This is a genomic window from Streptomyces sp. JW3, assembly GCF_052216785.1.
Classification (GTDB): Bacteria; Actinomycetota; Actinomycetes; order Streptomycetales; family Streptomycetaceae; genus Streptomyces.
The window spans coordinates 23,113-40,390 of record NZ_JBQOUX010000023.1; the positions used below are offsets into that span (position 1 = coordinate 23,113).

The 17,278-nt window shown below is 71.8% G+C and carries 17 protein-coding genes; 12 read left to right on the forward strand and 5 right to left on the reverse strand.

Features of this window, described 5'->3' with window-relative positions; translation table 11 throughout:
- Nucleotides 1-29: 29 nt before the first annotated feature.
- The 8 genes from ACTT8P_RS12560 to pssA all read left to right on the forward strand — a co-directional run bounded on the left by ACTT8P_RS12560 (nucleotide 30) and on the right by pssA (nucleotide 8,879).
- Nucleotides 30-830 carry a TetR family transcriptional regulator gene (locus tag ACTT8P_RS12560; RefSeq protein ID WP_442831682.1) on the forward strand — a complete coding sequence of 267 codons (801 nt, stop codon included), beginning with the start codon at nucleotides 30-32 and terminating at the stop codon, nucleotides 828-830.
- A gap of 290 nt (nucleotides 831-1,120) precedes the next feature.
- Nucleotides 1,121-2,464, forward strand: coding sequence for a crotonyl-CoA carboxylase/reductase (gene ccrA / locus ACTT8P_RS12565; RefSeq protein ID WP_442831683.1), 1,344 nt, complete (start codon nucleotides 1,121-1,123; stop codon nucleotides 2,462-2,464).
- A gap of 10 nt (nucleotides 2,465-2,474) precedes the next feature.
- Nucleotides 2,475-4,502, forward strand: coding sequence for a protein meaA (locus ACTT8P_RS12570; RefSeq protein ID WP_442831684.1), 2,028 nt, complete (start codon nucleotides 2,475-2,477; stop codon nucleotides 4,500-4,502).
- Nucleotides 4,499-5,461, forward strand: coding sequence for an HpcH/HpaI aldolase/citrate lyase family protein (locus ACTT8P_RS12575; protein WP_442831685.1), 963 nt, complete (start codon nucleotides 4,499-4,501; stop codon nucleotides 5,459-5,461). The genes ACTT8P_RS12570 and ACTT8P_RS12575 overlap by 4 nt, the downstream gene beginning before the upstream one ends.
- A 5-nt stretch (nucleotides 5,462-5,466) precedes the next feature.
- Nucleotides 5,467-5,982: a MaoC family dehydratase gene (locus ACTT8P_RS12580; RefSeq protein WP_442831686.1), complete on the forward strand. Its 516-nt coding sequence runs from the start codon at nucleotides 5,467-5,469 to the stop codon at nucleotides 5,980-5,982.
- Nucleotides 5,982-7,187 carry an acyl-CoA dehydrogenase family protein gene (locus ACTT8P_RS12585; protein WP_442831687.1) on the forward strand — a complete coding sequence of 402 codons (1,206 nt, stop codon included), beginning with the start codon at nucleotides 5,982-5,984 and terminating at the stop codon, nucleotides 7,185-7,187. The genes ACTT8P_RS12580 and ACTT8P_RS12585 overlap by 1 nt, the downstream gene beginning before the upstream one ends.
- A gap of 173 nt (nucleotides 7,188-7,360) precedes the next feature.
- The gene (locus ACTT8P_RS12590; RefSeq protein WP_442831688.1) at nucleotides 7,361-8,017 is read left to right on the forward strand and encodes a phosphatidylserine decarboxylase; all 657 of its coding nucleotides are present in this window, start codon (nucleotides 7,361-7,363) and stop codon (nucleotides 8,015-8,017) included.
- 79 nt (nucleotides 8,018-8,096) lie between these two features.
- Nucleotides 8,097-8,879, forward strand: coding sequence for a CDP-diacylglycerol--serine O-phosphatidyltransferase (pssA, locus tag ACTT8P_RS12595; RefSeq protein ID WP_189418541.1), 783 nt, complete (start codon nucleotides 8,097-8,099; stop codon nucleotides 8,877-8,879).
- A 184-nt stretch (nucleotides 8,880-9,063) separates the two neighbouring features.
- Here the strand turns inward: pssA and ACTT8P_RS12600 are convergent, their stop codons facing one another.
- Complete coding sequence (locus ACTT8P_RS12600; RefSeq protein WP_442831728.1) at nucleotides 9,064-10,200, reverse strand: glycerate kinase; 1,137 nt, start codon at nucleotides 10,198-10,200, stop codon at nucleotides 9,064-9,066.
- Nucleotides 10,201-10,349: 149 nt separating this feature from the next.
- Here ACTT8P_RS12600 and ACTT8P_RS12605 point away from each other — a divergent pair, with 149 nt between their 5' ends.
- From ACTT8P_RS12605 to ACTT8P_RS12615, 3 genes are read left to right on the forward strand one after another with little or no spacing between them, the layout of a single operon-like run.
- Complete coding sequence (locus ACTT8P_RS12605; RefSeq protein ID WP_442831689.1) at nucleotides 10,350-10,844, forward strand: NUDIX domain-containing protein; 495 nt, start codon at nucleotides 10,350-10,352, stop codon at nucleotides 10,842-10,844.
- Between the two features lie 40 nt (nucleotides 10,845-10,884).
- Nucleotides 10,885-11,613: an SIR2 family NAD-dependent protein deacylase gene (locus ACTT8P_RS12610; protein WP_442831690.1), complete on the forward strand. Its 729-nt coding sequence runs from the start codon at nucleotides 10,885-10,887 to the stop codon at nucleotides 11,611-11,613.
- 14 nt (nucleotides 11,614-11,627) lie between these two features.
- Nucleotides 11,628-12,005 (forward strand): VOC family protein, encoded by a 378-nt coding sequence (locus ACTT8P_RS12615; RefSeq protein ID WP_442831691.1) that lies wholly within the window; start codon nucleotides 11,628-11,630, stop codon nucleotides 12,003-12,005.
- Here ACTT8P_RS12615 and ACTT8P_RS12620 read toward each other — a convergent pair.
- From ACTT8P_RS12620 to ACTT8P_RS12630, 3 genes are all read right to left on the reverse strand, one after another.
- A complete protein-coding gene (locus tag ACTT8P_RS12620) occupies nucleotides 12,002-12,484 on the reverse strand; it encodes a methylated-DNA--[protein]-cysteine S-methyltransferase (RefSeq protein ID WP_442831692.1) in 483 nt (160 codons plus the stop codon). The two genes, ACTT8P_RS12615 and ACTT8P_RS12620, sit on opposite strands and share 4 nt — an antisense overlap.
- Nucleotides 12,485-12,529: 45 nt before the next feature.
- A complete protein-coding gene (locus tag ACTT8P_RS12625) occupies nucleotides 12,530-13,993 on the reverse strand; it encodes an AlkA N-terminal domain-containing protein (protein WP_442831729.1) in 1,464 nt (487 codons plus the stop codon).
- 67 nt (nucleotides 13,994-14,060) lie between these two features.
- Nucleotides 14,061-15,992, reverse strand: coding sequence for a heavy metal translocating P-type ATPase (locus ACTT8P_RS12630; RefSeq protein WP_442831730.1), 1,932 nt, complete (start codon nucleotides 15,990-15,992; stop codon nucleotides 14,061-14,063).
- An 82-nt stretch (nucleotides 15,993-16,074) separates the two neighbouring features.
- Here ACTT8P_RS12630 and ACTT8P_RS12635 point away from each other — a divergent pair, with 82 nt between their 5' ends.
- Nucleotides 16,075-16,440, forward strand: coding sequence for an ArsR/SmtB family transcription factor (locus tag ACTT8P_RS12635; protein ID WP_442831693.1), 366 nt, complete (start codon nucleotides 16,075-16,077; stop codon nucleotides 16,438-16,440).
- Here ACTT8P_RS12635 and ACTT8P_RS12640 read toward each other — a convergent pair.
- A complete protein-coding gene (locus ACTT8P_RS12640; protein WP_442831694.1) occupies nucleotides 16,415-17,275 on the reverse strand; it encodes a DUF72 domain-containing protein in 861 nt (286 codons plus the stop codon). The genes ACTT8P_RS12635 and ACTT8P_RS12640 overlap by 26 nt on opposite strands.
- Nucleotides 17,276-17,278 lie beyond the last annotated feature (3 nt).

The window sequence follows — 17,278 nt, forward strand, 5'->3', positions numbered from 1 at the left end:
AGCTGGGCACATGCAGTACGTTCATGTTCATGTCCCAGCCCGCCAAGTCCACACGTACCCCAGCCGCGTCCGACGCGCCGGAGACCGCCGCCGGTGGCCGAGCCGCCGCCCAGCGGCTGAAAATGCGCCGGGAACTGGCGGCCGCCGCGATGGAACTGTTCGCGACGAAGGGGTACGAGGCCACCACCGTCGACGAGATCGCGGCCGCGGCCGGGGTCGCCCGCCGCACCTTCTTCCGGCACTTCCGGTCCAAGGAAGAGGCGATCTTCCCGGACCACGACGACACCCTGGTGCGGGCCGAGGCGGTGCTCAACGCCGCCCCCGCGCACGAACACCCGCTGGACACGGTGTGCCGCGGCATCAAGGAAGTCATGAAGATGTACGCGGCCCACCCGGACATCTCGGTGGCCCGCTACAAGCTGACCCGCGAGGTGCCCACCCTGCGCGAGGCGGAGATCGCGTCGGTGGCCCGCTACGAGCGCCTGTTCACCCGCTATCTGCTGGGCCACTTCGACGAGCACGTGCACGCCGACGACGCCAACGACGACCCGCTGCTCGCCGAGGTCGCCGCCTCCGCCGTGGTCACCGCCCACAACCACGTGCTGCGCCGCTGGCTGCGGGCGGCCGGGCAGGGCGACCTGGAGGCCCAGCTCGACCACGCCTTCGCCATCGTCCGCAAGACCTTCGGCACCGGCATCGGCGCCGGCCGCACCACCCCGCCCGCGGCGACCGCCTCCTCGGAGGGCGAGGTGCTGGTGACCGTCGCGCGCACCGACGCCCCGCTGGACGAGGTCATGCGCGCCATCGAACAGGCACTCAAGGAACGCTGACCGCTGGCATGAAAAAGGCGGCCACCCCTGCCGGGGTGGCCGCCTTTTTCATGCCCCCATTTTTCATGCCCCCATACCACCTTCTGATCGATCATCGCTCATCTGTTACGTAAAGATTTCATCTGAGAGCATTTTCTGGCACCGAGTGCCTTGCGGGGTGACACGGGGTGCCATACGTTGAAGTGGTCCGGGCAGTCCCCGCGGGGCCGTCGTCCCCGCGTCCCGGACGCCTGCGTCACAGGCACCCTTCCGACCCTCAGCAGCAGCACCGCACCGCCGGAGGCAACACCGTGACCGTGAAGGACATCCTGGACGCGATCCAGTCCCCCGAAGCGACCCCCGCCGACTTCGCCGCTCTGCCGCTCCCCGAGTCGTACCGCGCGATCACCGTGCACAAGGACGAGACCGAGATGTTCGCGGGCCTGGCCACCCGCGACAAGGACCCGCGCAAGTCGATCCACCTGGACGAGGTGCCGGTGCCCGAGCTGGGCCCGGGCGAGGCCCTGGTGGCCGTGATGGCCTCCTCGGTCAACTACAACTCGGTGTGGACCTCGATCTTCGAGCCGCTGTCCACCTTCGGCTTCCTGGAGCGCTACGGCCGGCTCAGCGAACTGACCCGCCGGCACGACCTGCCGTACCACGTCATCGGCTCCGACCTCGCGGGCGTGGTGCTGCGCACCGGACCCGGCGTCAACTCCTGGAAGCCGGGCGACGAGGTGGTCGCGCACTGCCTCTCCGTCGAGCTGGAGTCGAGCGACGGGCACAACGACACGATGCTCGACCCGGAGCAGCGGATCTGGGGCTTCGAGACCAACTTCGGCGGGCTGGCAGAGATCGCACTTGTCAAGTCCAACCAGCTGATGCCCAAGCCGGACCACCTAAGCTGGGAGGAGGCCGCCGCGCCGGGGCTGGTCAACTCCACCGCCTACCGGCAGCTCGTCTCCCGCAACGGCGCCGGCATGAAGCAGGGCGACAACGTGCTCATCTGGGGCGCGAGCGGCGGACTCGGCTCGTACGCCACGCAGTTCGCGCTGGCCGGCGGCGCCCACCCGGTCTGTGTCGTCTCCAGCGAGCAGAAGGCGGAGATCTGCCGTTCGATGGGCGCCGAGGCGATCATCGACCGCACCGCCGAGGGCTACAAGTTCTGGAAGGACGAGAACACCCAGGACCCCAAGGAGTGGAAGCGCTTCGGCAAGCGCATCCGCGAACTCACCGGTGGCGAGGACATCGACATCGTCTTCGAGCACCCCGGCCGGGAGACCTTCGGCGCCTCCGTCTTCGTCACCCGCAAGGGCGGCACCATCACCACCTGCGCCTCCACCTCGGGCTATATGCACGAGTACGACAACCGCTACCTGTGGATGTCCCTGAAGCGCATCATCGGCTCCCACTTCGCCAACTACCGCGAGGCGTGGGAGGCCAACCGCCTCATCGCCAAGGGCAAGATCCACCCGACCCTCTCCAAGGTGTACTCCCTCCAGGACACCGGCCAGGCGGCGTACGACGTGCACCGCAACCTGCACCAGGGCAAGGTCGGGGTGCTGTGCATGGCGCCCGAGGAGGGCCTCGGGGTGCGCGACGAGGAGAAGCGCGCCGTGCACGTCGACGCCATCAACCGCTTCCGGAACGTCTGAGGACACGCACATGAGCGACCGTCAGAAGGACCGGCCGTGGCTGATGCGGACGTACGCCGGCCACTCCACCGCCGAGGCGTCCAACGAGCTGTACCGGCGCAACCTCGCCAAGGGCCAGACCGGTCTGTCGGTGGCGTTCGACCTGCCGACCCAGACCGGCTACGACGCCGACCACGTGCTGGCCCGCGGCGAGGTGGGCCGGGTCGGGGTGCCGGTCGCGCACCTCGGTGACATGCGCCGGCTGTTCCAGGACATCCCGCTGGAGCAGATGAACACCTCGATGACCATCAACGCCACCGCCATGTGGCTGCTGGCGCTCTACCAGGTGGTCGCCGAGGAGCAGGGCGCCGACCTCACCAGGCTCAGTGGCACCACGCAGAACGACATCGTCAAGGAGTACCTGTCCCGGGGCACGCACGTCTTCCCCCCGGGCCCCTCGCTGCGCCTGACGACCGACCTGATCGCGTACACGGTCACCCACCTGCCCCGGTGGAACCCGATCAACATCTGCAGCTACCACCTCCAGGAGGCGGGCGCCACGCCGGTGCAGGAGATCGCGTACGCGATGTCGACGGCGATCGCCGTGCTGGACGCCGTACGCGACTCCGGGCAAGTGCCGCAGGAACGGATGGGCGATGTCGTCGGCCGGATCTCCTTCTTCGTCAACGCGGGGGTGCGCTTCGTCGAGGAGATGTGCAAGATGCGCGCGTTCGGCCGCATCTGGGACCGGATCACCCGTGAGCGGTACGGCATCGAGGACCCCAAGCACCGCCGCTTCCGCTACGGCGTCCAGGTCAACTCGCTCGGGCTGACCGAGGCGCAGCCGGAGAACAACGTCCAGCGGATCGTGCTGGAGATGCTGGCCGTCACCCTGTCCAAGGACGCCCGCGCGCGGGCCGTGCAGCTGCCCGCCTGGAACGAGGCGCTCGGCCTGCCCCGCCCCTGGGACCAGCAGTGGTCGCTGCGCATCCAGCAGGTGCTGGCGTACGAGAGCGATCTGCTGGAGTACGGCGACCTGTTCGAGGGCTCGACGGTGGTCGAGGCGAAGGTGTCCGAGCTGGTCGAGCAGGCCGGCGCCGAGATGGAGCGGATCGAGGAGATGGGCGGCGCGATGGCCGCCGTCGAGTCCGGCTATCTGAAGTCGCGGCTGGTCGCCTCGCACGCGGAGCGCCGGGCCCGGATCGAGTCCGGCGCGGAGAAGATCATCGGGGTCAACGCCTTCGAGTCCACCGAGCCCAACCCGCTCACCGCCGACCTGGACACCGCGATCCACACCGTCGACCCGGCGGTGGAGGAACGGGTCGTCACCGCCCTCCAGCACTGGCGGGACACCCGGTGGCAGCCGCCGTTCAACCATCCGCGGTGCAGTTCGGCGCTGGACCGGCTGAAGGAGGCGGCGCGCGGCACCGGCAACCTCATGGAGGCCACCTTGGAGTGTGCCCGCTGCGGGGTCACCACCGGCGAGTGGGCCGGGGCGCTGCGCGAGGTGTTCGGCGAGTTCCGGGCGCCGACGGGCGTGTCGGCGGCGCCGGTCGCGGTGGCCGCCGAGGCGGGCTCGGCGCTCGCGGAGGTCCGCCGCGAGGTCGAGGCGACCGCCCGTGACCTGGGCGTCGGCAAGCTGCGCTTCCTGGTCGGCAAGCCCGGTCTGGACGGGCATTCGAACGGCGCCGAGCAGATCGCCGTACGGGCCCGGGACGCCGGCTTCGAGGTGGTCTACCAGGGCATCCGGCTGACCCCGGAGCAGATCGTGGACGCCGCCCTCGCCGAGGACGTGCACGCGGTCGGCCTGTCGATCCTGTCCGGTTCGCACGCGCGGCTCGTTCCCGACGTGCTGGAGCGGCTGCGTGTGGCCGGTGCCACAGATGTCCCGGTGATCGCCGGTGGCATCATCCCCAGCAGTGACGCCGCGGCGCTGCGGGAGGCCGGAGTGGCTGCGGTCTTCACCCCGAAGGACTTCGACATCACCGGCATCATCGGCCGGATCGTGGACGAGATCCGCCGCGCGAACAAGCTCGACCCCCTGGAGGTCCCCGCATGACGACCGTCGACCGTCTCCGCCCCCGGCGCTCCTGCCTGGCGGTACCGGGCTCGAACCCGCGTTTCCTGGAGAAGGCCCAGGGCCTCCCGGCCGACCAGGTCTTCCTGGACCTGGAGGACGCCTGCGCGCCGCTGGCCAAGCCGGAGGCCCGGCACACCATCGTCAAGTTCCTCAACGAGGGCGACTGGACGGGCAAGACCCGGGTGGTGCGGGTCAACGACTGGACCACCGAGTGGACCTACCGGGATGTCGTCACGGTGGTCGAGGGCGCGGGCCCCAACCTGGACTGCATCATGCTGCCCAAGGTCCAGGACGCCCAGCAGATCGTCGCCCTCGACCTGCTCCTCACCCAGATCGAGAAGACGATGGGCTTCGAGGCCGGCCGGATCGGCATCGAGGCGCAGATCGAGAACGCCCGCGGCCTGAACAACGTCAACGCCATCGCCGAGGCGTCCGGGCGCATCGAGACGATCATCTTCGGCCCGGCCGACTTCATGGCGTCCATCAACATGAAGTCCCTGGTGGTGGGCGAGCAGCCGCCCGGCTACGACGCGGACGCCTACCACTACATCCTGATGAAGATCCTGATGGCCGCCCGCGCCAACGACCTCCAGGCGATCGACGGCCCCTACCTCCAGATCAAGAACGTGGACGGCTTCCGCACGGTGGCCGGCCGGGCCGCCGCCCTCGGCTTCGACGGCAAGTGGGTGCTGCACCCGGGCCAGGTGGAGGCGGCCAACGAGGTGTTCTCCCCGTCCCAGGAGGACTACGACCACGCCGAGCTGATCCTGGACGCGTACGAGTACTGCACCTCCGAGGCGGGCGGCAAGAAGGGCTCGGCGATGCTCGGCGACGAGATGATCGACGAGGCCAGCCGCAAGATGGCGCTGGTCATCTCGGGCAAGGGCCGGGCGGCGGGCATGCGGCGCACGTCGAAGTTCGAGATCCCGGAGGGCTGAGGGCGATGCAGTTCGGACGCACCTACGAGGAGTTCGAGGTCGGCGCGGTCTACAAGCACTGGCCCGGCAAGACGGTCACCGAGTACGACGACCACCTCTTCTGCCTGCTCACCATGAACCACCACCCGCTGCACATGGACGCCAACTACGCCGAGTCCACGACCGACTTCGGCAAGAACGTGGTGGTCGGCAACTACGTCTACTCCCTGCTGCTCGGCATGTCCGTCCCGGACGTCTCCGGCAAGGCGATCGCCAACCTGGAGATCGAGTCGCTGAAGCACGTGGCGCCCACCTTCCACGGCGACACGGTCTACGGCGAGACCACCGTGCTGGACAAGTGGCCGTCCCGGTCCAAGGACGACCGGGGGATCGTGCACGTGGAGACCAGGGGCTACAAGCAGGACGGCACGCTGGTGTGCGTGTTCCGCCGCAAGGTGATGGTGCCCACCGAGACGTACATCAAGGAGCGCGGCGGGGAGCAGCCGGGCCGCCCCGAGCCGAGGGAACAGGGGAAGAAGTAATGGCGCGACTCGCCCGGACGGCCGGTCTGACCGACGTCCAGCAGGAGATCCTGTCCACCGTCCGGGACTTCGTCGACAAGGAGATCCTCCCGGTCGCCACCGAGCTGGAGCACCGCGACGAGTATCCGCAGGCCATCGTCGACGGCCTGCGCGAACTGGGCCTGTTCGGCCTGATGATCCCCGAGGAGTACGGCGGTCTGGGCGAGTCCCTGCTGACGTACGCGCTGTGCGTCGAGGAGATCGCCCGGGGCTGGATGTCGGTGTCCGGCATCATCAACACGCACTTCATCGTGGCGTACATGCTCAAGCAGCACGGCACCCAGGAGCAGAAGGACCACTTCCTGCCCCGGATGGCCGCCGGTGACATCCGGGGCGCGTTCTCGATGTCGGAGCCGGCCCTCGGCTCGGACGTGTCGGCGATCACCTCGAAGGCGGTCAAGGACGGCGACGAGTACGTCCTGACCGGTCAGAAGATGTGGCTGACCAACGGCGGTACGTCGTCCCTGGTGGCGGTACTGGTCCGCAGTGACGAGGGTCACCCGGAGGGCACCGCCCCGCACAAGTCGATGACGACGTTCCTGGTGGAGAAGGAGCCCGGGTTCGGCGAGGTCCGCCCCGGGCTGACCATCCCCGGGAAGATCGACAAGATGGGCTACAAGGGCGTCGACACCACCGAGCTGATCATGGACGGACTGCGCATTCCGGCCGATCGGGTGCTCGGCGGCCGCACCGGCCGAGGTTTTTACCAAATGATGGACGGTGTCGAGGTGGGCCGCGTCAACGTGGCGGCTCGGGGCTGCGGCGTCGCCCAGCGCGCCTTCGAGCTCGGCATCGGCTACGCCCAGCAGCGGCACACCTTCGGCAAACAGATCGCCCAGCACCAGGCCATCCAGTTCAAGCTGGCCGAGATGGCTACCAAGGTGGAGGCCGCGCATGCGATGATGGTGAACGCTGCACGCAAAAAGGACTCCGGCGAACGAAACGACCTGGAAGCGGGGATGGCCAAGTACCTCGCGTCCGAGTACTGCAAGGAGGTCGTGGAGGACGCCTTCAGGATCCACGGCGGGTACGGCTTCTCCAAGGAGTACGAGATCGAGCGTCTCTACCGCGAGGCGCCGATGCTGCTGATCGGTGAAGGGACCGCCGAGATCCAGAAAATGATCATCGGTCGCAGGCTGCTCGAGGACTATCGATTCCAGGGCTAGATGTCCGGATACGGGGTGTTTTCTTGGAGAAGAAGATCACACCCCGTAGGCGTGTCTCGGCCTTCGACTCCACTTCCTGGCTTACCCAGTTGTGGCACGTACCCGCTACGATCGCGAGAAAGCCGCCGTCCCCCGTTTCCGAAGCGCGGCATCATCCGCTACGAAGGTCATCCATGCCCCACAGCCAAACCTCTGCACCCAGCGACCGCCTCGCCGGCGTACGCCTCGCGCGCGGAGCATCGCCGTGGCTCCTGCCGACCGTCGCGACCGCGGCCGTCAGCCTGGTCCGCGCCCGCCGCTCGGGTGTCGCCAAGGCCGTCGCCGTCCCCGCCACCGCGCTCGCGGCGGGGATGCTGTGGTTCTTCCGCGACCCCGAGCGCGAGATCGCCCCGGGCCGGGTCATCTCGCCCGCCGACGGCGTGGTGCAGAGCATCATGCCGTGGAAGGACGGCCGGACCCGCGTCGCCATCTTCATGAGCCCGCTCAACGTGCACGTGAACCGGGCCCCGCTGGCCGGCGCCGTGACCTCGGTCGAGCACGTGCCCGGTGGTTTCGTCCCCGCTTTCAACAAGGAGAGCGAGAACAACGAGCGCGTCGTCTGGCACTTCGACACCGAGCTCGGTGACATCGAGATGATCCAGATCGCCGGCGCGGTGGCCCGCCGCATCGTCCCCTACGTGCCGCAGGGCACCAAGGTCGAGCAGGGCGAGCGGATCGGCCTGATCCGGTTCGGCTCGCGCGTCGACCTCTATCTGCCGGAGGGTGTGGAGGTGGCGGTCGAGGTCGGTCAGAAGACCGTGGCTGGGGTGACTCGCATTGACCGTGATTGATCCGGATACCAAGGCCGGCTGGGTGCCGGAGGCCGCCGACGAGGTCGACGGGATCGACGAGGTGTTCGAAGAGGAGGAGATGCCGCTCTCGCTCCGTCTGTCGATAGCGGACACCCTCACCCTCGGCAACGCCACGTGCGGGTTCATGGCGGTGTACTTCACCACCACCGGCATCCTCATCCCGCACCTCCAGGGCAGCCAGGAGACCGGCATGGCGCGGCACAGCGCCGCGACCGCCGTGATCCTCATGCTCTGCGCGGCGGTCTTCGACCTCTTCGACGGCCTGGTCGCGCGCAAGCTGCGCTCCTCGCCGATGGGCGCGGAGCTGGACAACCTCTCCGACCTGATCAGCTTCGGCCTGGCGCCGGCGTACTTCGTCCTCGTCTACGGGATGGTCGCCGACGACGCGCATCAGCGGCTCGCGGCGGTCGGGGCGATCGTGGTGCTGCTCGCGGTGGTGCTGCGGCTGGCCAGATTCTCGTGTGTGACGGTGAAGGACGGCACGTTCCAGGGCATGCCGTCGCCGTTCGGGGCGCTGACCGTCGTGTCGATCGTGCTCCTTGAGCTGCCCTTCGTGGCGACCGTGCTGGCGATCGTCGGGACGGCCTGGCTGATGGTGAGCCGGGTGGAGTACCCGAAGCCGCGGGGGCGTCTCGCGGTGGCGATGCTGTCGTGGATCGTGCTGTCGATGGGGCTGCTGGCCGGGTGGGCGTTCGACGCGCCGAGCGGGCAGCTGCTGCTCCAGACGGGCTGTGCGTTGCAGCTGGTCATGGGTGCGGTGATTCCGCTGTTCGCCACCGCTCGGCGGGTGAACAACTTCCGGGACAATCGGCGGGAGGCGCGGGCGGCGCAACTGCCGTAGCGGCGCTTGGGGGGCCTTGGACCGGGGTTGGTCCGAGGCTCCTTTTTTGTGCGCGGCGTCTGCGCTGACGTGTCGTTTCCCACCCACCGCCCGACTCGGTCACCTGAGAGGGCACCCTTTCAGCCGACCGAGTCGGGCGGTGGGTGGGCATAGGTTCGGGGGCGGAGCCCCCGGGCAGGGCAGCTCAGGTCAGGAAGTCGCCGGCGATCCGCTCCGCGACCCGCTCCAGGATCGGCCCGGCATCGGAGATGCACGTCGCCACGTCCGGCTCCACCTCCGTCAGCGGATACGCCCGCCGGATCCCCGCCCGCCCCAGCACCTCCGGCGCCAGCGCCAGCCGCCCGCACACCGCGACGACCTCCTTGCCGGCCGCCCGCGCCGCCGCCGCGACCCCGGCCGGCGCCTTCCCGTGCAGGGTCTGCGGGTCCAGCGACCCCTCCCCGGTGATCACCAGCTCGGCCCGCTCCAGCGCCGGCGCGAAGCCGAGGACGTCGAGCATCACCTCGATGCCGGGCCGGAACGACGCCCCCAGCAGCAGCGCCCCGTATCCGATCCCGCCCGCCGCTCCCGCGCCGGGCGACCCGGCGTACGTACCGGCCCGCTCCCCCACCGCCCCCTCCAGCACCTTCGCGAAGTGCCCGAGTGCCGCGTCCAGCGTCTCCACGTCGTCCGGCGCGGCCCCCTTCTGCGGCCCGTAGACGGCGGCGGCTCCCGTCGGCCCGGTCAGCGGATTGTCCACGTCGCTGGCGAGGACCAGGTCCACGGCGGCGAGCCTCGGGTCGAGTCCGGACAGATCCGCCGAGGCCAGCCCGGCGAGGCCGCCGCCCCCCGGCGGCACCGGCTCGCCCTCCCCGTCCAGGAACCGCGCGCCCAGCGCCGACAGCATTCCCGCGCCGCCGTCCGTGGTCGCGCTGCCGCCGACCCCGAACACGATGGTCCGCGCGCCCGCGTCCAGCGCGGCCACCAGCAGTTCCCCGGAGCCGTACGTGGACGCCGTCAGCGGCGCGAAGACCCCGGCCGGCAGCCGCTGCAACCCGCTCGCCTCGGCCATCTCCACGACCGCCGTGCCGTCGCGCAGCGCGAACGCCGCCGTCACCTCCGCGCCCAGCGGCCCGGCGACCCGTATCTCCCGGCGTTCGAACCCGGCCGCGACCGCGGCGGCCACCGTGCCGTCCCCGCCGTCGGCCACCGGCAGCGACTCGACCCGCACGTCCGGCGCGACGCGCCGCAGCCCCGCCGTCACCCGCTCGGCGACCTCGACGGCCGTCAGCGACCCCTTGAACTTGTCCGCGGCCACCAGGACCCGCCGGATCCCGCCCACAGCAGCGTCAGCCACCTTGCTCTCCCCTTGCTCTTCCGGGCCTTGCGCACGTCAGCGCACGTCAAGGCAGTCGCGCCGCTGCGACCTTAACCGCAGCGCCCCCTCGGCGTCATGCCCCGGCGCCGCCCCGGCCGGTTACCCTGCGGTGGATGACCACAACTGATTACGCCACGTACATCGCCGGCCTGCCCCGCGTGCTGGCCGGCGCCGCCGCCCTGTTCCGGGACGCCGAGGGCCGGGTGCTGCTGGTCGAGCCCAACTACCGCGAGGGCTGGGCGCTGCCGGGCGGCACCGTCGAGTCCGACGACGGGGAGACGCCCCGCGAGGGCGCCCGGCGGGAGACGGCCGAGGAGATCGGCCTCGACGTCACCCTGGGCCGGCTGCTCGCGGTGGACTGGGTGGGCGGCACGGACCGGCCGCCGATCGTGGCCTACCTCTACGACGGCGGGGTGCTGACCGAGGAGGACTTCAAGGCCATCCGCCTCCAAGAGGAGGAACTTCTCTCCTGGCGTCTGGTGTCCCGCGAGGACCTGTCCGCTCATCTGCTGGGCGCCACCCATGGCCGGGTGCTGGCGGCGCTGGACGTGCTGGCGGACGGCTCGGGGACGGCGGAGCTGGAGAACGGGCGCCGGGTGGACCGATAACGGCTCGCGTCCGTCGCACGCGGCGCCCTACGCTCGCCGCATGCCCGGCAAACCCCTCGTCGCCCTGCTCACCGGCGCCGGTGTCTCCACCGACTCCGGCATCCCCGACTACCGCGGCCCGAACGGCCTGTGGCGGCGCGATCCCGAGGCCGAGAAGCTCGTGACGTACGAGTACTACATGGCCGATCCGGAGATCCGGCGGCGGGCCTGGCTGCTGCGGCGGGACAGCGGGGCGCCGGCCGCCCGGCCCAACGCGGCGCACCGGGCGGTCGCCGAGCTGGAGCGGGCCGGGGTGCCGGTGCGGGTGCTCACCCAGAACGTGGACGGACTGCACCAGCTCGCCGGGCTGTCCGCCCGCAAGGTGCTGGAACTGCACGGCACGGCCCGGAGCTACCGCTGCGCCGGGTGCGGTGTGCGGGGGCCGATGGCGGACGCTCTCGCGCGGGTCGCGGCCGGGGAGGACGATCCGCCGTGCCGGGCGTGCGGGGGCGTGCTGCGGCCGGCCACCGTGATGTTCGGTGAGCGGCTCGACCCGGTGGTGCTCGGCGAGGCCGCGGCCGTCGCCAAGGCGTGCCAGGTGTTCATCGCCGTCGGCAGCAGTCTCCAGGTGCGGCCCGCCGCCGGGCCGGCCGGGGTCGCCGCCGACCACGGCGCGCGGCTGGTGATCGTCAACGCCGAGCCGACGCCGTACGACGACCGGGCCGACGAGGTGGTCCGGGAGCCGATCGGTACGGCCTTGCCGGAACTGCTGCGCAAGATCGCCGGGTAGCCCAGAATCCCCCCATGACCTCAGCGATCCGGCACACGACCATCAGCAGCAACGACGCCTACCGGCTGGCCGCCTTCTGGGCCGAGGTGCTCGGGCAGCCGCTGCACGAGGACGACCACCCCGGCGATCCGGAGGCCCTCATCGAGGGCGCCGGTCTGCTGTTCGTCACCGTGCCCGAGGCCAAGGGCACCACCCGCAACCGGCTGCACCTCGACCTCCAGCCCCAGGACCGGACCCGGGACGAGGAGGTCGAGCGGCTGCTCGGCCTCGGCGCCACGCTGGTGGACGACCGCCGCCATCCGGACGGGACCGGATGGGCGGTGCTGGCCGATCCCGAGGGCAACGAGTTCTGCGTGGAGCGCAGCGCCGCCGAGCGGGCCGCCACGCGCTAGAAGAGGCCCGCGCCGCGTTCGAAGTCCAGCAGTTGCCGCTTGCGCGCCAGTCCGCCGCCGTAGCCGGTGAGGCTTCCGCTCGCGCCGATCACCCGGTGGCAGGGGACGATGATGCCGATGGGGTTGCGGCCGTTGGCGAGGCCGACCGCGCGGGAGGCGGCGGGGTTGCCGAGGGCGGCGGCGAGTTCGCCGTAGGTGCGGGTCTCGCCGTAGGGGATGGTGCGCAGGTGGTCCCAGACGGTGCGTTGGAACGGTGTTCCGTTCAGGTGCAGGGGGAGGGTGAACTCCTTCAGCTCGCCGGCGAAGTACGACTCCAGTTGGTCCAGGGCCGCGCCGAACGGTGTCTCGTCGCGGGCGCCGAACGTCTCCTCGGGCGGGCGGTGGCGCTGGTCGGTCATGTAGAGGCCGCACAGGGCGCCGTCCTCGGCGACCAGGGTGAGGGGGCCGTAGGGGCTGTCGGTGACGGTGTGCTGTCGCATCCGAGGGGTCCTCGTAGTCCTCATGTCCTCATGTCCTCATGGTCCTCATACGGGCAGGAAGTTGATCGGGTGGTCGTCGGTCGCCCACAGGTACTGGACGGCGTACGCCCGCCAGGGCCGCCAGCCGGCCGCGCGGGCGGTGAGGGCGGCCGGGGTCGAGGGCAGGCCGAGGTGCTGGGCGGCGCGGCGGATGCCGAGGTCGGTGGGGAGGAAGGCGTCGGGGTCGCCGAGGGCGCGCAGGGCGATGACGTCGGCGGTCCAGGGGCCGAAGCCGGGCAGTGCGAGCAGCCGTTCGCGGGTGGCCGGCCAGTCGCTGTCCACGCCGAGGGCCAGTGAGCCGTCGGCGAGGTGGCGAACCAGGGTGGTGAGGGTGGCGCGGCGGGTGCGGGGCATGGCGAGGGCCTCGGGGTCGACCTCCGCCAGTGCCTCGGGGGTGGGGAACAGGTGGGTCAGGCCGCCCTCGGGGTCGTCGACGGGGTCGCCGTGCGCGGTGACCAGGCGGGCCGCGTGGGTGCGGGCGGCGGCGGTGGAGACCTGTTGGCCGAGGACCGCGCGGACCGCGAACTCCGCCTCGTCGACGGTGCGCGGGACGCGGCGGCCGGGTGCCTTGTCGACCAGCGGGGCCAGCACCGGGTCGGTGCGCAGATGGCCGTCGACGGCGGCCGGGTCGGCGTCCAGGTCGAGGAGGCGGCGGCAGCGGCTGATGGCGACGGGCAGGTCGCGCAGGTCGGTGAGGGTGAGGCGGCAGGCGATGTGGTCGGGGGTGGGGGTCAGGGCGGTGATGCCGTGGCCGTGCGGGAGGCGCAACGTGCGGCGGTAGGAACCGTTCCGCCACTCCTCCACGCCGGGGACGGCGGTGGCGGCGAGGTGGCCGAAGAGGTTGTCGGGATTGAACGGGGTGCGGAACGGCAGCCGCAGGGTGAGGGCGCCGGCGCTCGCCCCGGGTTCCGGGGCGCGGGCGCGCAGCTCTTTGGGAGTGAGGGCGAAGACCTCGCGGACCGTGTCGTTGAAGGTGCGCACGGAGGAGAAGCCGGCCGCGAAGGCGAGGTCGGCCATCGGCAGCCGGGTGGTCTCGATGAGCAGCCGGGCGGTCTGGGCGCGTTGGGCGCGGGCCAGGGCGAGTGGGCCCGCGCCCAGTTCGGCCAGGAGCTGGCGTTCGATCTGCCGGGTGCTGTAGCCGAGCCGGGCGGCGAGGCCGGGCACGCCCTCGCGGTCGACCACGCCGTCGGCGATCAGCCGCATGGCGCGGGCGGTGAGGTCGGCCCGCCGGTTCCACTCCGGGGAGCCGGGGCTGGTGTCGGGGCGGCAGCGCTTGCAGGCCCGGAAGCCCGCCTGCTGGCAGGCCGCCGCGCTCGGGTGGAACACCATGTTCTCCGGCTTGGGCGGCACCACCGGGCAGCTCGGGCGGCAGTAGATGCCGGTGGTCAGGACGGCCGTGAAGAACCAGCCGTCGAACCGCGCGTCCTTGGACCGGACGGCGCGCAGGCAGCGCTCGGTGTCGGTGTGCATCCCCATCCGCATGCGTCCAGCATCCCGCACCGGGCCCCGTCGTTCCGGCGGGAATCCGACATCGTGTTCACGCTTCCTGCACGGTCCCGGATCGCCACGCGGACTCGCGCAGCAGCCGCAGCCCGTTCAGCCCGACCAGGACGGTGGAGCCCTCGTGGCCGGCGACGCCGAGCGGCAGCGGCAGGTGGCCGATCAGGTCCCACAGCACCAGGACGGTGATGAAGGTGCCCGCGATGACCAGGTTCTGCACCACCACGCGGCGGGCGGTGCGGGACAGGCGGACGACGGCGGGTACGGCGGTCAGCTCGTCGCGGACGATCACCGCGTCGGCGGTCTCCAGCGCCAGGTCGGAGCCGGCCCGGCCCATCGCGACACCCGCGTGGGCGATGGCCAGGGCGGGCGCGTCGTTGACGCCGTCCCCGACGAACAGCACCTTGCGGCCCGCGTCCTGTAGCCCCCGTACGGCGCTGACCTTGTCCTCGGGGAACAGGTCGGCGCGTACGTCGGTGAGACCGGTGGCCTCGGCGACGCGGGCGGCGGCGCGGGCGTTGTCGCCGGTCAGCAGGGTCGGCGGGGTGCCGTTGAGGGCGGTGAGCGCGGCGGTGGCGGCGGCGGCGTCGGGGCGCAGCCGGTCGGTGAGGACGAGGGTGCCGAGGGGAGTGCCGTCGCGGGTGACCTGGACGGTGGTGGCGGCGTCGGCGGCGGTGTCCGCGCGGCCGACGGTGACCGTGCTCCCCGCGACGGTGGCCGTCACGCCGTGGCCGGGGGTGGCGGTGAAGTCCTCGGCGGTGGCGAGCGGGAGGGAGCGGGTCCGGGCGGCGGTCACGACGGCGCGGCCGAGCGGGTGCTCGCTGGGCAGTTCGGCGGCGGCGGCGAGCGCGAGCAGGGCGTCCGCGTCGAGGCCGGAGCCGGGCAGCGGGCGTACGGCGGTGACCTCGGGGGTGCCTTCGGTGAGGGTGCCGGTCTTGTCCAGGGCGGCGGCGTCGATCTCGCCGAGCCGTTCCATCGCGACCGCCGACTTCACCAGGACGCCGTGCCGGCCGGCGCCCGCGATGGCGGACAGCAGCGGCGGCATGGTGGCCAGCACCACCGCGCAGGGCGAGGCGACGATCATGAAGGTCATGGCGCGCAGCAGGGCGCCGGTGAGGTCGGCGCCGAAGGCGAGCGGGATGCCGAAGACCGCGAGGGTGGCGACGACCACGCCGACCGCGTAGCGCTGCTCGATCTTCTCGATGAACAGCTGGGTCGGGGCCTTGGTGCGGGACGCCTCCTCGACCAGGGCGACGATCCGGGCGATCACCGAGTCGGCGGGGTCGCGGGCGACCCGGACGCGGAGCGCGCCGGTGCCGTTGAGGGTGCCGGCGAACACGTCGTCGCCGGGGGTCTTCAGGGCCGGGAGGGACTCGCCGGTGATGGTGGCCTGGTCGACCTCGCCGGTGCCGTCCAGCACCGTGCCGTCGGCGCCGATCCGCTCGCCGGGGCGGACCAGCAGCGCGTCGCCCACCGCCAGGTCGGCGGTCGGGACGGTCTCCTCGGTGCCGTCCGCGCGCACCCGGGTCGCGGTGGTGGGCGCGAGGTCGAGCAGGCCCCGTACCGAGTCGGCGGTGCGGGCGGTGGCCAGCGCCTCCAGGGCGCCGGAGGTGGCGAAGATGACGATCAGCAGGCCGCCGTCGAGGACCTGGCCGATGGCCGCCGCGCCGAGCGCCGCGACGATCATCAGCAGGTCGACGTCGAGGGTCTTCTCGCGCAGTGCGCGCAGCCCCTCCAGGGCGGGTTCCCAGCCGCCGGCCGCGTAGGCGACGGCGTACAGCGGGCCGTACGCCCAGGCCGGGGTGCCGGTCAGGTCGAGGGCGAGGGCGGCCAGGAAGGCGAGCAGGGCGACGAGCGCCCAGCGGGCCTCGGGCAGGGCGAGCACCCGGGTGCGGCGGCGGAGCGCCGGGCGGCGGGGGGTCGCCGTGGGCGTGGTCGGGGCAAGGGTGGTGGACACGCCGCACACCATACAGGAACACATGAAGACTCATTCATTTGTTCATGCGATCCGTTCATGTGAGGTGTTCCGGTGGGTGCGTAGGATGGCGGGCATGGGTCATGGAGCCGCCAGCAGGGCGCAGAACGCCGCACGGGTACGGCTGGACGCGGACAACGTCGCCAAGGTGGCCACCACCCTCCAGGCCCTGTCCACCCCGTCCCGGCTGCTGATCCTGGCCCGGCTGCGGGAAGGGCCGCTGCCCGCCACCGAGTTGGCGGCGGAGGTCGGCATGGAGCAGTCGGCGTGCTCGCACCAGTTGCGGCTGCTGCGCAACCTGGGTCTGGTGGTGGGCGAGCGGCGCGGCCGGTCGGTGGTCTACGCGCTGCACGACGACCACGTGGCCGAACTCCTCGACCAGGCCGTCTTCCACGTGGAGCACCTGCGCCTGGGCATCAGTGACGCGGAGCCGGCCGGCTGAGCAGGTCCCGCACGGTCTCGGCGGCGCGGACCGCCGCGTCGGCGCAGCAGTTGTTGAACAGCACGTGCAGTTCGTCGGCCTGTCCGGCGGCCCGCCGCAGCCGGGGCAGCCAGGCGGCGAGTTCGGGCACGTCGTAGGCGTACCGGAAGCGGTCCTCCTTGCTGCCGCTCCCCCAGGCCGGGCTGCGGCCATGGAACCGTACGACGGCCAGGGCGGGGCGGGTGACCGGCAGCACCGGCGGCAGCGAACCGGGCAGCCCCTGCGCCATGTCCACGCCGACCGCGCTCGCGCCGAGGGCGGTGAGCAGCGCGGCGGTGTCCTCGGCCCGGTCCGCCGCCCACCAGCCCGGGTGCCGGAACTCCACGGCGAGCGGCCAGCCGGTGGTGCGCCGGGCGGTGGCCGCGAGGGTCTCCTCGGCGGCGCTGCCCGGCGCGAACCAGGGCGGGTACTGGAACAGCACGGCGGCGAGCCGCCCGGCCTCGCGCAGCGGTTCGACGGCGTACGCGAACCGGTCCCACACCTCGTCCAGGAGCGCCGGGCCGCGCTCGGCGCCGCGCAGGTCGGCCGGGAGCGCCGCGGGCCGGGTGGGGTGCCCGGTCAGCAGCGAGAACGCCTTGACGTCGAAGCGGAAGCCCTCGGGGGTGCGGTCCACCCACAGCTCGCTGTTGCGGCGGCTGGGCAACGCGTAGTACCCGGCGTCCACTTCGACGACGGGCAGCCGGGAGGCGTAGTGCCGCAGCCGCCCCTCGGCGTCCCGCCGGCCACGCGGATACCAGCCGCTGGCGACCAGCTGCCGGTCCGTCCAGGAACACGCGCCGACCCGTACGTCACTCATGGG

What these genes read in the sequence shown, in the direction of transcription:
- ACTT8P_RS12560 (WP_442831682.1), top strand. Translation starts at nt 30, where the DNA reads ATGTCCCAGCCCGCCAAGTCCACACGTACCCCAGCCGCGTCCGACGCG.
- ACTT8P_RS12570 (WP_442831684.1), top strand. Translation starts at nt 2,475, where the DNA reads ATGAGCGACCGTCAGAAGGACCGGCCGTGGCTGATGCGGACGTACGCC.
- ACTT8P_RS12575 (WP_442831685.1), top strand. Translation starts at nt 4,499, where the DNA reads ATGACGACCGTCGACCGTCTCCGCCCCCGGCGCTCCTGCCTGGCGGTA.
- ACTT8P_RS12580 (WP_442831686.1), top strand. Translation starts at nt 5,467, where the DNA reads ATGCAGTTCGGACGCACCTACGAGGAGTTCGAGGTCGGCGCGGTCTAC.
- ACTT8P_RS12585 (WP_442831687.1), top strand. Translation starts at nt 5,982, where the DNA reads ATGGCGCGACTCGCCCGGACGGCCGGTCTGACCGACGTCCAGCAGGAG.
- ACTT8P_RS12590 (WP_442831688.1), top strand. Translation starts at nt 7,361, where the DNA reads ATGCCCCACAGCCAAACCTCTGCACCCAGCGACCGCCTCGCCGGCGTA.
- pssA (WP_189418541.1), top strand. Translation starts at nt 8,097, where the DNA reads ATGCCGCTCTCGCTCCGTCTGTCGATAGCGGACACCCTCACCCTCGGC.
- ACTT8P_RS12605 (WP_442831689.1), top strand. Translation starts at nt 10,350, where the DNA reads ATGACCACAACTGATTACGCCACGTACATCGCCGGCCTGCCCCGCGTG.
- ACTT8P_RS12610 (WP_442831690.1), top strand. Translation starts at nt 10,885, where the DNA reads ATGCCCGGCAAACCCCTCGTCGCCCTGCTCACCGGCGCCGGTGTCTCC.
- ACTT8P_RS12615 (WP_442831691.1), top strand. Translation starts at nt 11,628, where the DNA reads ATGACCTCAGCGATCCGGCACACGACCATCAGCAGCAACGACGCCTAC.
- ACTT8P_RS12620 (WP_442831692.1), bottom strand. Translation starts at nt 12,484, where the DNA reads ATGCGACAGCACACCGTCACCGACAGCCCCTACGGCCCCCTCACCCTG.
- ACTT8P_RS12625 (WP_442831729.1), bottom strand. Translation starts at nt 13,993, where the DNA reads ATGCACACCGACACCGAGCGCTGCCTGCGCGCCGTCCGGTCCAAGGAC.
- ACTT8P_RS12630 (WP_442831730.1), bottom strand. Translation starts at nt 15,992, where the DNA reads ATGGTGTGCGGCGTGTCCACCACCCTTGCCCCGACCACGCCCACGGCG.
- ACTT8P_RS12635 (WP_442831693.1), top strand. Translation starts at nt 16,075, where the DNA reads ATGGGTCATGGAGCCGCCAGCAGGGCGCAGAACGCCGCACGGGTACGG.
- ACTT8P_RS12640 (WP_442831694.1), bottom strand. Translation starts at nt 17,275, where the DNA reads ATGAGTGACGTACGGGTCGGCGCGTGTTCCTGGACGGACCGGCAGCTG.